Source organism: Pseudomonas sp. B19125 (assembly GCF_044218855.1).
GTDB lineage: Bacteria > Pseudomonadota > Gammaproteobacteria > Pseudomonadales > Pseudomonadaceae > Aquipseudomonas > Aquipseudomonas edaphica.
The window spans coordinates 5035362-5050021 of sequence record NZ_CP162589.1 but is presented as its reverse complement, the minus strand read 5'-3'; the positions used below and the strand labels follow the sequence as shown (position 1 = coordinate 5050021).

The 14660-nt window shown below is 59.4% G+C and carries 12 protein-coding genes; 6 read left to right on the top strand and 6 right to left on the bottom strand.

Annotated features, from left to right (window positions below; all coding sequences use genetic code 11):
• Nucleotides 1-58: 58 nt before the first annotated feature.
• Nucleotides 59-826, bottom strand: coding sequence for a DODA-type extradiol aromatic ring-opening family dioxygenase (locus tag AB4P96_RS22860; protein WP_395600114.1), 768 nt, complete (start codon nt 824-826; stop codon nt 59-61).
• Between the two features lie 103 nt (nt 827-929).
• On the opposite strand from AB4P96_RS22860, the gene AB4P96_RS22855 reads away from it, so the two are divergent.
• Nucleotides 930-1586 (top strand): thiopurine S-methyltransferase, encoded by a 657-nt coding sequence (locus AB4P96_RS22855; RefSeq protein ID WP_138451883.1) that lies wholly within the window; start codon nt 930-932, stop codon nt 1584-1586.
• A gap of 134 nt (nt 1587-1720) precedes the next feature.
• Here AB4P96_RS22855 and htpX read toward each other — a convergent pair whose 3' ends face one another.
• Entirely contained in the window at nt 1721-2608 is an 888-nt protein-coding gene (htpX, locus tag AB4P96_RS22850; RefSeq protein ID WP_017136167.1) for a protease HtpX, read from the bottom strand.
• A gap of 305 nt (nt 2609-2913) precedes the next feature.
• Entirely contained in the window at nt 2914-4125 is a 1212-nt protein-coding gene (locus tag AB4P96_RS22845; protein ID WP_017136168.1) for a pyridoxal phosphate-dependent aminotransferase, read from the bottom strand.
• Nucleotides 4126-4327: 202 nt separating this feature from the next.
• On the opposite strand from AB4P96_RS22845, the gene msrB reads away from it, so the two are divergent.
• A complete protein-coding gene (gene msrB, locus AB4P96_RS22840) occupies nt 4328-4720 on the top strand; it encodes a peptide-methionine (R)-S-oxide reductase MsrB (protein WP_017136169.1) in 393 nt (130 codons plus the stop codon).
• Between the two features lie 46 nt (nt 4721-4766).
• Here the strand turns inward: msrB and AB4P96_RS22835 are convergent, their stop codons facing one another.
• Nucleotides 4767-5936 (bottom strand): IS4 family transposase, encoded by a 1170-nt coding sequence (locus AB4P96_RS22835; protein WP_099549335.1) that lies wholly within the window; start codon nt 5934-5936, stop codon nt 4767-4769.
• Between the two features lie 290 nt (nt 5937-6226).
• On the opposite strand from AB4P96_RS22835, the gene AB4P96_RS22830 reads away from it, so the two are divergent.
• Together AB4P96_RS22830 and AB4P96_RS22825 are read left to right on the top strand one after the other, a co-directional pair.
• Nucleotides 6227-6712, top strand: coding sequence for a glutathione peroxidase (locus tag AB4P96_RS22830; RefSeq protein ID WP_099549066.1), 486 nt, complete (start codon nt 6227-6229; stop codon nt 6710-6712).
• Complete coding sequence (locus AB4P96_RS22825; RefSeq protein WP_017136171.1) at nt 6709-7200, top strand: MarR family winged helix-turn-helix transcriptional regulator; 492 nt, start codon at nt 6709-6711, stop codon at nt 7198-7200. Before AB4P96_RS22830 ends, AB4P96_RS22825 begins: the two co-directional genes overlap by 4 nt.
• Here AB4P96_RS22825 and AB4P96_RS22820 read toward each other — a convergent pair.
• The gene (locus AB4P96_RS22820; RefSeq protein WP_395600113.1) at nt 7154-9463 is read right to left on the bottom strand and encodes a response regulator; all 2310 of its coding nucleotides are present in this window, start codon (nt 9461-9463) and stop codon (nt 7154-7156) included. The two genes, AB4P96_RS22825 and AB4P96_RS22820, sit on opposite strands and share 47 nt — an antisense overlap.
• A gap of 163 nt (nt 9464-9626) precedes the next feature.
• On the opposite strand from AB4P96_RS22820, the gene AB4P96_RS22815 reads away from it, so the two are divergent.
• Both AB4P96_RS22815 and AB4P96_RS22810 read left to right on the top strand, forming a co-directional pair.
• Entirely contained in the window at nt 9627-10517 is an 891-nt protein-coding gene (locus AB4P96_RS22815; protein WP_017136173.1) for an ATP-binding protein, read from the top strand.
• Nucleotides 10514-10996, top strand: a complete 483-nt coding sequence (locus AB4P96_RS22810) for a GAF domain-containing protein (RefSeq protein ID WP_017136174.1) — start codon at nt 10514-10516, stop codon at nt 10994-10996. Before AB4P96_RS22815 ends, AB4P96_RS22810 begins: the two co-directional genes overlap by 4 nt.
• 25 nt (nt 10997-11021) lie before the next feature.
• Here the strand turns inward: AB4P96_RS22810 and AB4P96_RS22805 are convergent, their stop codons facing one another.
• Nucleotides 11022-14657: a transporter substrate-binding domain-containing protein gene (locus tag AB4P96_RS22805; RefSeq protein WP_395600112.1), complete on the bottom strand. Its 3636-nt coding sequence runs from the start codon at nt 14655-14657 to the stop codon at nt 11022-11024.
• Nucleotides 14658-14660: the final 3 nt, after the last annotated feature.

Sequence of the window (14660 nt, the reverse complement as noted above, 5' to 3'; positions counted from 1 at the left end):
ATAGGCTAACTGAACCACCGCTATCGCAGGCAAGCCAGCTCCCACCTTTAGATTTCTGTTAGCCGAAACGATAGATGTCCATCCCCAGAGCGCCCAAGGTGAACCCCTGATGCGCCACACTGAAATCGCCTCCGGCGCCCCGTGCAAAGTACAACGGCAACAAATGCTCATCGCTGGGATGGCTGCGCACGGCATGCGGCGCCTGGCGGCGGTAGTCGTGCAGGGCCGCTTCATCGTTGGCGGCAAGTTTATCCACCACCCAATCGCGAAAATCCCGCGCCCACGGCTCGATGCTCTCAGGGCCGGCGCGCCAGTTCAGCTCACCCAGGTTATGGGTGATGCTGCCGGAGCCGATCAACAGCACAGCCTGTTCGCGCAGGCTCGCCAGGGCATGCCCGACTCGGGTTTGCAACGCCGGGCCCATGCGGCTAGGCAAGGAAACCTGCACCACTGGAATATCCGCCGCCGGGTACATCAGTGACAGCGGCACCCAGGTGCCGTGGTCGAAGGGGCGGCGTTCATCGAGTTGCGCGTCGAGGCCATCGGCTTGCAGCAGCCCGACGATTTGCGCGGCCAGCTGCGGGTTGCCCGGCGCCGGGTACTGCACGGCAAACAGTTCGGGAGGGAACCCACCGAAGTCGTGCCAGGTTTGCGGGGCGGCGCTGCCAGTGACGAGTAATTGGTCGCTTTCCCAGTGCGCCGATACCACCACAATCGCCTTTGGCCGTGGCAGTTCAGCCGCCAAACGGCGCAGCGCCGGGCCACTGGCACCGGGTTGCAGGGCGAGCATGGGCGAACCGTGGGAGATAAACAGGCTGGGGAGCATAAGTCGGGTCCTGAGGGTTAACATAGGCCCATCTTCAATCAGATCATTGATCTAAATCTAATATAAGTTTTAGCGCCTTTTGATCGATTTTTCAGGGTGATTTATGGAGCCTAAGTTTTGGCAAGAGCGCTGGGCGCGCAATCAGATTGGCTTTCACCTGCCTGACGTCAACCCTTACCTGCAACGGCATTGGCCGAAACTGGTACTGCCGGTTGGCGCAAAAGTGCTGGTGCCGTTGTGTGGCAAGAGCCTGGATATGATCTGGCTCGAAAGCCATGGGTATCGCGTAATGGGCGTGGAATTGTCGGAGCAGGCGGTTGAAGCCTTCTTCAATGAGCAATCGTTGACGCCGCATATCCGCCAGCAAGGCGCGTTCAAGGTGTATGCGTCCGGCTTGATCGAGGTGTGGTGCGGCGACTTCTTCGCTGTCGACGCCGAGGCGGTGAGCGATTGCACAGCACTCTATGATCGCGCGGCGTTGATCGCTCTGCCGCCGCTGATGCGGGCGCAATATGCTGAGCATCTGAATACGCTTCTGCGCCCTGGTTGCAAGGGGCTGCTGATCACCCTGGACTATGATCAGACGCAGAAGGCTGGGCCGCCATTTGCGGTGACTGACGAGGAAGTCAGGGTGTTGCTGGGCTTGCGTTGGAGCCTGACTGTACTTGAAGAGCAAGACATCCTGGGCGAGAGCTGGAAGTTTGTGCAGGACGGCGTTACGCGGCTGGAGGAGCGTGTGTATCAACTGACTCTGCGTTGACTATTGCATCGCCATCGCGGGCAAGCCCAGCTCCCACAGTGAATGCGTTCCAATGTGGGAGCCGGGCTTGCCCGCGATGGCGTTATCAGCACCTACAAAAAAGGGGCGATCAAATCGCCCCTTTCTGTGTCGTATCAGCCCCGACGACGCAGCGCGTCGATACGCTCCTCCAGTGGCGGGTGGCTCATGAAGAAGCGGGCAAAGCCTTGCTTGATGCCACCGTTGATGCCAAACGCGGTCAGGCTGTCGGGCATGTGTACCGGCAGGCCCTGTTCGGAGCGCAGGTGTTGCAGCGCTGCGATCATTGCACCGGTGCCGGCCAGGCGGGCGCCGGCTTCGTCTGCGCGGAACTCGCGTTTGCGTGAGAACCACATGGTGATCGCACTGGCCAGGAAGCCCAGCACCACTTCAGCAAAGATGGTCGCCACGAAGTAAGCGATACCACGGCCTTCTTCGTTCTTGAAGATCACCTTGTCGACAAAGTTGCCGATGATCCGTGCGAAGAACATCACGAAGGTGTTCACCACGCCTTGTACCAGCGCCAGGGTGACCATGTCGCCATTGGCTACGTGGCCGATCTCGTGGGCCAGCACGGCCTTCACTTCGTCGTAGGAGAAGCGTTCGAGCATGCCCTGGCTCACCGCAACGAGCGCGTCGTTCTTGTTCCAGCCGGTGGCGAAGGCGTTGGCTTCATAGGCGGGGAAGATCCCGACCTCAGGCATCTTGATGCCGGCCTCGCGGGACAGTTGCTCAACGGTTTGCAGCAACCATTGTTCATGCCGGGTGCGTGGCTGGGTGATGACCTGGGTGCTGGTGCTCATCTTCGCCATCCATTTGGAGATGAACAGCGAAAACAGCGAGCCGGCAAAACCAAAGACCGCACAGAAAACCAGCAGCTGATTGAGGTTCAGATCAACCCCGTTGGCCGCCATGAACCCGTTGAAGCCGAAAAGGCTCAGGGTGATGCTGGCAATCAGCACGACCGCCAGGTTAGTGGCCAAGAACAGCAGGATGCGCATCATGGTTGTAGAGTTCTCCTCATGCTTAATATGTCGCGTACTGCGGGGTATATAAGGTGCGGCCTAAGGTGATTCAACCGAGCGACTATTTCAAACTGTGTCCTACAGCATCAATGTAGAGCCTTGAAGGGAATTTCTGACCTGGAAAGTGACGGGTGATCACCCCGCTCATGCTTTGGCGCCCTGTAATTACAAGGGGTTGACCGGTGCGTGGTGTGCAGCGGCGAGCGAGGAGGGGAGGCAGGCTAGAGAAGTGTTGCCAGATACTCGCTGTACGACCGAATGGCGGTCGTACAGCGACTTTTAGATTACTGGCGATAGGACTTGAGGAAGTTGCCGATGCGACCAATGGCCATGTCCAGGTCATCCACACGCGGCAAGGTCACCACGCGGAAGTGATCCGGCCACGGCCAGTTGAACGCCGTTCCCTGCACCACCAGCAGCTTTTCCGACAGCAGCAGGTCGAGCACGAATTTCTCGTCGTTGAGGATCGGGCAGACTTTCGGGTCGATGCGTGGGAAGGCATACAACGCGCCCATGGGTTTCACGCAGCTGACGCCCGGGATCGCGTTGAGCAGTTCCCAGGTGCGGTTGCGTTGCTCCAATAGACGGCCCTGGGGCAAGACCAGGTCGTTGATGCTCTGGTAGCCGCCGAGAGCGGTCTGGATCGCATGTTGGCTCGGCACGTTGGCGCACAGGCGCATATTGGCCAGCATGTCGATGCCTTCGATGTAGCTCTGGGCATTGTGCTTGGGGCCCGAGATGGCGATCCAGCCGGAGCGGAAACCCGCCACCCGGTAGGACTTGGACAGGCCATTGAAGGTCAGGCACAGCAGGTCCGGTGCCAGGGAGCCGGTGCAGATGTGCACGGCGTCGTCGTAGAGGATCTTGTCGTAGATCTCGTCGGAGAACACCACCAGGTTGTGCTGGCGCGCCAGTTCGAGCATGCCCAGCAACACTTCTTTGGAATAGACGGCGCCGGTGGGGTTGTTCGGGTTGATGATCACCAGGGCCTTGGTGTTCGGGGTGATCTTGGCCTTGATGTCGGCCAGGTCCGGGAACCAGTCCGCGCCTTCATCGCACAGGTAGTGCACCGGGTGGCCGCCGGCGAGGGTCACGGCAGCGGTCCACAGCGGGTAGTCGGGCGCCGGCACCAGCACTTCATCGCCATTGTTGAGCAAGGCCTGCATGGACATCACGATCAGCTCGGACACGCCATTACCCAGGTAGATGTCTTCGATGCCGACACCTTCGACCTGCTTTTGTTGGTAGTACTGCATCACGGCTTTACGCGCGCTGAACAGGCCCTTGGAGTCGCTGTAGCCCTGGGCTGTCGGCAGGTTGCGGATCACGTCCTGGAGGATTTCGTCCGGCGCTTCGAAACCAAAAGGCGCCGGGTTGCCAATGTTCAGCTTGAGGATGCGATGGCCTTCCTCTTCCAGGCGTTTGGCGTGCTTGAGCACTGGGCCGCGAATGTCGTAGCAGACGTTGGCGAGCTTGTTCGATTTGCTGACCTGCATGGCGATGTGATCCTGAAAATGAACGATCCAGACGGCGTGGACACTACCGTACTGCGAAACCTGCGGGGCTCGCACCCATAAATACGTTTGAATGCCGGTAGCGCGGGTGCCAGACTGGCGTTTTGAAGAGGCGCAATCATACGTGCCGCCTGATCCATGGAAAAGACACAGATCAGGGTTTTTCAGTTGCCGAGGTGTATCGATGGATAAGTTGCAGAAAACCGTTGAAGAATGGAAGGCGATGCTCGATCCGGAGCAGTACAACGTGTGCCGTCTCAAAGGCACCGAGCGACCTTTCAGCGGCAAATACAATGCCACCAAGACTGATGGCGTGTACCACTGCATTTGCTGCAATGAGCCGCTGTTCGATTCCACCACCAAGTTTGATTCCGGCTGCGGCTGGCCGAGTTTCTACGCGCCGATTGCCGACAGCGCGATGATCGAGATCCGTGACATCAGCCACGGCATGATCCGCACCGAAGTCACCTGTGCCAAGTGCGACGCGCACCTGGGGCATGTGTTCCCGGACGGTCCGCCGCCCACCGGCCTGCGTTACTGCATCAACTCGGTGTGCCTGGACCTCGTTCCACGCTGACTGATCGTTCCCACGCTCCGCGTCACTAGTGTCCGGTAAACATGTTTCATAGCTGAAGGCTGCCTTGGGCAGCCTTCAGCTTTTCTCGCTCCTGCCTTCGTCGATCCCTCAACTCTGGCGTCGCGGGCCGTTCGTGCAGGACATGAGATATGCGAACCGTCAGCTCAAACAACGAACCGGTAAATTCTGAGCGACGATGGTAAAGGTGCAATAACAAGTAGCTGATCAAGGCACTGTAAATCTGCAGACGCACGGCGTTTTCAGAGAATGCGTAGAAGCGTTTGAGTTTCAGATGTTGCTTGACCCACTTGAAAAACAGCTCGATCTTCCAGCGATCTTTATACAATCCCGCGATTTCTTCGGCTGATCTTACGAAGTCATTGGTCACCAGGATTAACGGCGTGGCGTGTCCCTCGCGTTCTACCACCACGCGTCTTGCCGGCGTTTCTCGGTAGTCATTAAGACGCTTGCCGCCTAGATGCTTTTTTCCGAACAGGATGACTTCGTCGGTCATGACGGGGCTTTGCTCGGCTGCGATCGAGTGCTTGTGCAGCACTTTGATATTGGCGTTTTTTTTCAGGCGGGTGACGAAAAAGGCTCCTTTGGTCTGCAACTGGTGCCACCAGTTGTAATCGCAATATCCCTTGTCAAAGACATACGTCATGCCGACCTGAATCGGCATTTCCAGCGCATCGCTCAGGTCGTTGACGTTGGCAGGAGTGATGTTGACGTACACCGGGGCCAACTGCGCCAAATCTAGTCCGACATGTACTTTCAGGCCCTGCGTGATGCGGGTTTTCGTGGAGGCTGTCCAGTCATCAAAGTGAGGTCCGCGCAAAGTGATTGACGTGGAATCAAGCAGGCTAATCATGGCACCGACTTCTTTGCGCTGTTGGCGGCTGATGCCGCTCAACAGCAATTGGCAAAGATCCTGGAATGGCCGGTAGTTTCGCTTGTTCAAAGCATCTGACAGGGTCGATCGGGCGACGGGCCCCGCTTTAAGATGGTAACTATGCGGACTTAGCGTTTCGGAAAAAGTGGCCAAGGACCGCAGGCTTAAGGCTTGGGTTATATGGCCGCTGACCAGTGTCACCAGCAATTGCCAGCTCGTGCAGCGTTTGACGTAGCGATCAGCCTGGTGCTTTTCGGTGGATTGCCGAAAGAACTGGCGCGGGATCGCACTGAGTAGGTGGGCTAAACGGGTACTGGTAAACATGGGTCAAAATCGAGTCTGAAAAATCCGATTATGACTGACAGTCGCGAACAACAAGGGGGAGCAAGCTCCCCCTTTGGTTTTTACCGGACACTAGTGACGCTCCGCGTGGGAACGCCTCCTGTGACGCTCCGCGTCACGACTTTAGAAGCGAACGCAGAGCGTTCTGGGCTGCATTCCCACGCGGAGCGTGGGAACGATCTATGTGCAGGCATCACTGCGGTCAATTAAATTGCACGCAATTGAATTGCCTACTACCTTTATAGCTCTTTCTCCGTATCCGAGGCGCTGCCATGAGCGACAACCTGCTGAGCATCCCGTGCACCACCATCAAGGGTGAGCAAAAGACCTTGGCCGATTTTGCCGGCAAGGCCATTTTGGTGGTCAACACCGCCAGCAAATGTGGTTTCACCCCACAGTACAAAGGCCTGGAGCAAGTGTGGCAGCAGTACAAGGACCAGGGTCTGGTGGTGCTGGGCTTTCCCTGCAATCAGTTCGGCAAACAGGAGCCAGGCAACGAAGGGGCGATTTCCGAGTTCTGCGAGCTGAACTTCGGCGTCAGCTTCCCGCTGTTCAAGAAGATCGACGTGAATGGCAGCGACGCCCACCCACTGTTCGTGCAACTTAAAAAACAAGCGCCGGGGCTGCTGGGCTCCAAAGGTATCAAGTGGAACTTCACCAAATTTCTGATCGGCCGTGATGGCAAGGTGGTCAAGCGTTTTGCCCCGACCACCAAGCCCGAAGCCCTGACCCAAGAGATTGAAGCCCTGCTCAAATGACCGACTTGCCCCGCGTGTCCCTGGCGCTGGACGACCAGCTGTGTTTCAAGCTCTATGCCGCGTCCCGAGCGGTGACGCGGGCTTACAAGCCCATGCTCGATCAGTTGGGCCTGACCTACCCGCAATACCTGGCGATGCTGGTGTTGTGGGAATGGCACTGCGCGACCCCAACGCAACCCACGGTCAAGGCCCTGGGCGAGCGCCTGATGCTGGACTCTGGCACGCTGACGCCGCTGCTTAAGCGCCTGGAACAGCTGGCGCTGGTGCAGCGCCGGCGCAGCGCGCTGGATGAGCGCGAGGTGCATCTGAGCCTGAGCCCCGCGGGCGTACAGTTGCGCGACCAGGCCCATGCCCTGAAAACCCGGCTGCTGTGCGACAGCGGTGTCGACCTGAACCAGGCCGACGTGTTGCGCAATGGTCTGGACGAGCTGCTGGCGCAGATCAAAAACTTGTCGAGTTCGGCACCCACAGGTCCAGCAGGGCTTTGAGCTCTTCGCGACGAAACGGTTTGGCCAGGTAGTCATCCATTCCCGCCGCCCGGCAGCGCTCGCGTTCTTCCGCCAGGGCGTTGGCGGTCAGGGCGACGATAGGCAGCTCCGGCCAGCGCCCGCTGCGGCGAATCTGCCGGCTGGCCTCGTAGCCGTCCATCACCGGCATATTGCAGTCCATCAACACCATGTCGAAGCGCTGCTCCTCCAGCAACTTGAGCGCCTCGCCGCCATGGGCAGCCACGATCACTTCGCAGCCGAGCTTGCTGAGCATGCCCTTGGCTACCAATTGATTGACCGGGTTGTCCTCCACCAGCAGGATGCGCGCGCGATGTGCCAGGGGCACGGTTTCCATCTGGACAGGGTCGAGGATCAGTTGCGCCTCGCTGCGCAGGTTGCGCTGCAGAATCTGATACAGCGCGTTGCGGCTCAACGGGCGTGCCTGTTGCTGCAGCGGCATCAGAGCCGCGACTTCTTCGCTGGGCATGAAGTTGCCATAGGCCGTCACCAGCAGGATCGGCGCGCTGATGCCAGGGCGCAGGCGGAACAGGCACTCCGGGCAATCGGTGATCAGCAGGTCGGGGGCCAGCCCGGTCAGGTCGTCATCCTGGGAGTAACAGCGCAGCGCCAGCCCCCAAGCCGGCAGCAAGGTGCCGAGCAATTCCGCCAGGCCACTCCCGGTGTTGGTGATGGCGATGACTTCGCCCAACAGCGGCGCTTGTCGTGCGGCCGGCAAGTGTGTGGGCAGCGGCAGGTCGGCACAGAACTGGCTGCCAAAACCGACTTCCGAGCTGATGCTCAAGCGGCCCTTCATCGCTTCACACAGGTTATGCGTCAACGCCAGCCCCAGCCCGGTGCCGCCGAACTGGCGTGTGATACCCGCACCGGCCTGGGTAAACGGCTGGAATATTTTCACCTGCGCTTCCTGGGCAATGCCGATGCCGGTGTCACAGACTTCGATTTTTACCCGGCCATCCTCGGCACTGAGGCGCACATCCACACGCCCGAAGCGGGTGAACTTCAAGGCATTGGAAAGCAGGTTGCTGACGATTTGCCGCACCCGTGTCGGGTCGCCAATGACTTGCGCAGGAAACAGCGGGTCGATCAGGCAGGTCAACTCGACACTCGGCGCCGCGTTCTGCGACAGCAGGTTGGCGGTGTCTTCCACCAATGAGCCGAGGTCGAACGGGATGCGTTCGAGCTCCAACTGGCCGGCGTCGAATTTCGACAGGTCGAGGATATCGTTGAGCAGTTCCACCAGCACCTTGCCCGAATCGTGGGCGATGGACAGTTGCTGGCGTTGTTCGGCGTTCAGCGGGCTGTCGAGCGACAGCGCGATCATGCCCAGCAAGCCATTGAGCGGCGTGCGGATCTCATGGCTCATATTGGCCAGGAACGCGGCGCGCGCCTGGGCCATGGCCAGGGCGGTCAATTTGGCGGCTTCGAGTTCATCGTTGGATTGGCTCAAGCGCTGGTTGCTGGCCTTAAGCTCCAGAGTGCGTGCCGAGACGATATCTTCCAGTTGGCCCAGGTACTCGGTGAGGCGGTCCTCGGCATGGCGCCGTTGCTGGATTTCGGTCTGCATGTTTTCGAATTGCTGGTTGGCGACGTTCACCAGCACGCCGATTTCATCGTTTTCGTGACCTGGCGGGCAATCCAGGCGGGCCTGCTTGCTGGTGCTCAGGGCACGGATGATGCGCACCAGTGGCTGGGTCAGCATCACGTAGAACAGGCCCAGCAGAATGCCTGTCAGCAGCAGGCTGCGGGCGAACCCGTTGAGCAAGGTTATCTCGGCGCGGTGCAGGAAACGGCTGCCAAAGGCGTAGGTGTCGACGTCCAGGCGCAGCACGCCGAGGGAATCCTCGGGCATGTGGCTCAGGAACAGTCGATCTTCAAACAAGCGGTTGGCGCCAAACAGGAAGTCACTGATGGGCCGGTAGGCGCTCTCTTTGCGCGGCCGGTTCACGTCGGCCAGTACCACGCCATTGTTATCGACCAGTTGCGCGTGGGTGATGGCCGGCGAGTGCAACAGGCCCAGGGTCAGTTCCTGGGCAAGTTCGGCATCAATGTTGTAGGCGATACGTGAGGCAGGGTTATGGCTGATTTCGATCAGTGAGCGTATTTCACGGTTGATCGAGGCGTCTTCGCTGGCATAATCAATGCCGATTTGGATCAGGCTGAGCAAGGTTCCCAAGACGAAACCGACCAGCACAGTCAATCGAGCTTGTTTATAAGACAAGCGGTGGGCGAACTTGATATCCATCGGGTGTTGAACCACTTCACGTTTCCCTTCGCCCGGCAAGCATAGCTGAACATCCACAGGCTTTGGCTTGGCCGGCATGAATCGTTTTATACGCAGCCTCGTGGGGTCTGCCACAGGGTTGCCAATACGCCATCTTTTGCAAGAACTTGCCAGAGGAATAATCGTGGATTCTCGATTGAATGCCTTTCTTGAGCGGGCCGATGCGGTCCTTGCGCGCCTGGAACCGCTGTTACCTGCACCGCGCCAAGCCATCGATTGGAATAACTGCCTCGCCGCCCGTTGGCAGCGCGAAGGCCGTACTGGCTTTTTGCTCCCGCTGGAAGTGAGCCTGGACATGCGCCTGTCCGACCTTATCGGCGTGGACAAGCAACGTGAGCAACTGGCTCGCAACACTCAGCAATTTCTCGATGGCCTGCCCGCCAACCATGCGTTGCTGTGGGGCTCGCGTGGCACCGGCAAATCCTCCATGGTGCGTGCTTTGCTGGCCCAGCATGCCAAGGCCGGTTTGCGCCTGATTGAAATCGAGCGCGATCACCTGGCTGACCTGCCGCGCGTGGTCGAGCAACTGCTCAAGCTGCCGCAACGGTTCATCCTGTTCTGTGACGACCTGTCTTTCGAAGCGGGTGAGGGCGATTATCGCGTACTCAAGAGCGTACTGGACGGCTCCCTTGAGCAAGCGCCGGAAAATGTGTTGCTGTATGCCACCTCCAACCGTCGTCACCTGGTGCCGGAAAACCAGAGCGACAACGACAATTGGAAGCGCGTGGACGGTGAGTTGCACCCCAGCGAGGCGGTGGAAGACAAGATCGCCTTGTCCGACCGTTTTGGCCTGTGGCTGTCGTTCTATCCGTTCAGCCAGGAACACTTCCTGGATGTGGTCGAACACTGGATCGGCGAACTGGCCAGCAAGGCCGGCTTGCAGTGGCAGCGTGATGAAGCCCTCGACATCCTGGCCGTGCGCTGGGCCACCGGGCGTGGCAACCGCAACGGCCGTTGCGCGTATCAATTCGCCCGTTACTGGGTGGGTCTCAAGTTGTTGGAGCGTCAACCATGATCGATTTACAACAGGCCGGCACCGGCCTGGATGGCTACGCCATGCTCTGCGCGCAGCTGGAATCGCTGCTCGCCGATGAGCGTGACTTTATCGCCAACAGTGCGCAGTTCTCGGCGTTCCTGTTCAACCAGTTGGACGACTTGAACTGGGCGGGCTTCTACCTCAATCGCAATGAAGAACTGGTGCTTGGCCCGTTCCAGGGCCAGATCGCTTGCGTGCGTATTCCCTTCGGTCGTGGCGTCTGCGGTGCGGCGGCGGCATCCCGGCAAACCCAGCGGGTAGAAGATGTGCATGCGTTCCCAGGCCATATTGCCTGTGACAGTGCCTCCAACAGCGAACTGGTGGTGCCATTGGTCAAGGATGGCCTACTGGTGGGTGTCCTGGATCTGGACAGCCCGTCGCTGGCCCGTTTTACCGCGCAGGACCAGGCGGGCATCGAGCAGTTGGCGGCGATTTTCCTGCGGTTGACCGACTGCTGATCCCGCAGGAGAGGGTCGGCCGCCGTTATTGGCTGTCCAGCTTATGCAGCTGCACTTGCAACGTCCTCTCCAGCTCCAGCATGAGTTTTTCCAGGGCCTTGACCCCCATGTCTATCGTGGGGCGCTCCTCGTTGCGGGCGCAGGCCAGCTCCAGTGCTTCGCATTGCGCGGCCAATGCACTTGCCTGGACGATGCGCGCGGCGCCCTTGATCTTGTGGGCTTGCTCAATGATCGCCTGGGGCGCTGCCTGGCGGGCCATCAAGGCCACCAGGTCCTCGCGGTCCTGACGGCTGCTGCTTAACAGTTGCGCAAGCAAACGCTGGCTCAACTGCGGGTCGCCTCCGGTCAGTGCGTCCAGGCAATCGAGTTCCAGCCGCTGGCCGCTGGATCGGGGTTTGATCTGCGCCAGTTGCTGCTCCAGTGCAGTGAGGCTGATGGGCTTGAACAGGCAGTCATTCATGCCCGCCTGCGCACAGCGAAGTTTCTCCTCGGGTTGGGCATTGGCGGTGAAACCGAGGATCACGCAGGGCACCTGCTGTTCTCGCTGCTCGTATTCACGGATCGAACGGCTCAGCTCATAGCCATTCATGATGGGCATGTTGCAATCGGCAATCACCAGGTCGAAGTGCTCCTGGCGCCAGGCCTGAAACCCTGCGGCGCCATGTTGGGCTGCCGTGAACTGGTGCCCGAGGTAACCTAATTGCTGGCACATCAGCAAACGGTTCGCCGGGTGGTCGTCCACTACCAGCACATTGAGCACCGCCGCGGCTGTCGGCGCCTGAGACTTGAGCTCGTCCAGCGCTTCAATGGGCTTGAGGCAGGTCATCTTCAGGCTGACCTGCACTTGAGTGCCCACCATTGGCACGCTGCTCAGGCTCAGTTGCCCACCCATCATCTCGCACAGGCTGCGACAGATCACCAGCCCCAGGCCCGCTCCGCTCCTGGCCAGGTGCCCGGAGTTGTCCGCCTGGGCAAAGGGTTCGAACAGGCGCAATTGGTCGTCCCGGCTGATGCCGATGCCTGTGTCCTCGACCACCAGCTTCATCTGCACCTCTTGGGGCTGCTCGGTGGCTTGCACCTGCACCTTGATCTTCACCTGCCCGCGCTCGGTGAACTTGATCGCGTTGCTGACCAGGTTGGACAGCACCTGCTTGAAGCGCAGCGGGTCTATCAGCACGGCGGTGTTGTCGAGGTTGGGGTCGAATTCGAGTAACAGGCTGAGGGTTTTCTGGCGGGCCAGACCATCGAAGACGCGCACCACCGATTCGATCACTTCGCGCAGGTTCACGCGCTCGGGAGCCAGGCTCAGGCGGCCGGATTCGATACGTGCAATGTCGAGGATATCGCCGATCAGCTCCAGCAGGTCCTTGGCCGAGTTGTAGGCCACTTCGATAGCCGGACGGTCGAGATGGCCCTGATCGGCGCGCTTGAGCGTCAGTTCCAGCATCCCGATCACGGCATTCATCGGCGTGCGGATTTCATGGCTCATGGTGGCGAGGAAGGTGCTTTTGGCGCGGTTCGCCTCGTCGGCGCGTTCCTTGGCAGTGCGCAACTCGTCGAACAGTTGGCGCCGGTCACTGATATCGATCCAGCCACCGATGATGCCCTGGACTTCGCCGTCCGAGTCGCGATAGGGCAGGATCCAGTGGTAGATCGTGAGTTTTTTGCCGTGAATGTGCAGGGTGCGATCAAGGATCAGCGGAGTGCCTTCCACCACCACCCGTTGGTAGTCGGCATGGTACTGCGCGGCTTCAGGCGCCAGGGCCATGTCCATTTGCACCACACTCTTGCCGATGACCTCTTCGCGTTTGACCCCGAACACTTGCAGGTAGCTGTCATTGCAGGTCTGCAACAGGCCCTTGCGATCACGCACATAGATTGGGTGCGGTGTTTCATTGACCAGTGCGCGCATGAACTCGAACTGGTCATTGAGGGCGCGCTCGGCCATTTTGCGGTGCTTGATCTGGCGGCGCATGTAGGCGTTCCAGGTCAGGGAAATCAGCAGCAGCAACCCGGTGCCAATGATGATTTGCGCAATCAGTTGGTGGTAATTGCGCCAGTAACTGTCCGAGGCTGGCGTGTAACCGCGCCAGCGGCTGTTGATCACGCCCATTTCGTCCGGGGCAATGCTCAGCAGCGCCTTGTCCAGGATTGAGCTCAGTTCGACGGCACCGCGCGGCGTGGCCAGGGCGAAGGTGGCGGGCAGCGTGCCAATGCTGGCGCTGATCTGCAGTTTGTCCTGGAACACCTGGGAGGCCAGGAAATAGTTGGCGATGACCAGTGAGTTCACTGCCCCGTCCACGCTTCCCTGAGCCAGCATTTCCGAGGCCTTGAAGGTATCGCTGACTTCCACCAGGCGAATCTGTGGGAAGTTCTCTTGCAAGGTTTTTTCCAGTGGGTTACCGAGGGTGATTGCCAGGCGCTTGCCTGCCATCTGCTCCAGGTTTGTGGCCGCGTCGGGCTCCTTGCGGGTCAGCAGGACGTAGGAGTTTTCCAGGTACGGGCGGCTGAAGCTGAGCTGAACCTCGCGTTCGGTGCTGGGGACGATGGCCCCGATGATATCGGCTTTACCCGTGGTGAGCTGCTCGATCATCGTGCTGACTTCGCGACTGCGCTGTATTTCAAAACGCAGGCCGGTGCGCAGGCGGATCAGTTCCAGCAGGTCGGCGGTAATACCGCGAAAGTTGCCGTCGGCATCGAAGAACGTCAGCGGCGCGAACGTCTCATTGACCACGACTTTTACCACCGGGTGGTCTTTGAGCCAGCGCTCTTCACGCTGGGTCAGTTGCAGTTTCTTGTCGGTCAGCAAGATGTCGCTGCCGGCGCTCCAACGCTTGGCGATGCTGTCTCGTTCATTAACGGGAACGGCCGTCAGCACCGCGTCGACGATACTCAGTAGAACGTCCTGATCGTGACGCAAGGCGAAGCTGAACCCATAGGCTTCATGCTTGCCGAAGTTGGCCATGTGGATATTTTTGAGGTAGCCCTTGTTGATCATGTAATGGGTGGAAATAGTGTCCCCCAGAAACACATCCGCCTGATCGAACGCCACGGCATTGAGCGCGTTTTGATAGGAAGGAAAGGCGCGGATATCCGCCTGCGGGTATAACTTTTCCACTTCGTTCAGCGGCAGGTAGTGATAAACAAGGCTCAAGCGCAGGCCGGCCAGACCATCGCTTAAACTGCGCGTTTCACCTTCGCGGGTCACCAGTACGGGCTGGTCCACCGCATACGGCTGCGACAGGATGAGTTTCGGGTTGGCGGCCTCAAAGCCATTGGATGAGCCCAGCAGGTCGATTTCCCCGGTTTCCAGCGCATGGATCGCGGCGTCTCGTGTCGGATAACGCAATACCTTGACGGGCAGGGCCATGGCTTTGGCCAGCAGCCCTGCGTAATCGGCGGTCAGGCCTTCATAGTCGCGACCGCTGGAGGTGAGGTCGAAGGGCGGATAGTCGGGTGCCGAGGTGCCCAGTACCAGCTCACGTTTGTACATTAGCCACTGGCGCTGGGTCTTATCCAGCTGAATATCGAGTTGAACGGTACCCGCGCGGCTCAATAAGGTGAAGTGTTCCGGTCCGATTTGAGGGGCCGCGGGCACGGTAGTGCTCAAGCACAGGCCGGCCAATAATATAATCAGATAGTCCTTTATACGCCTTGGCATCCG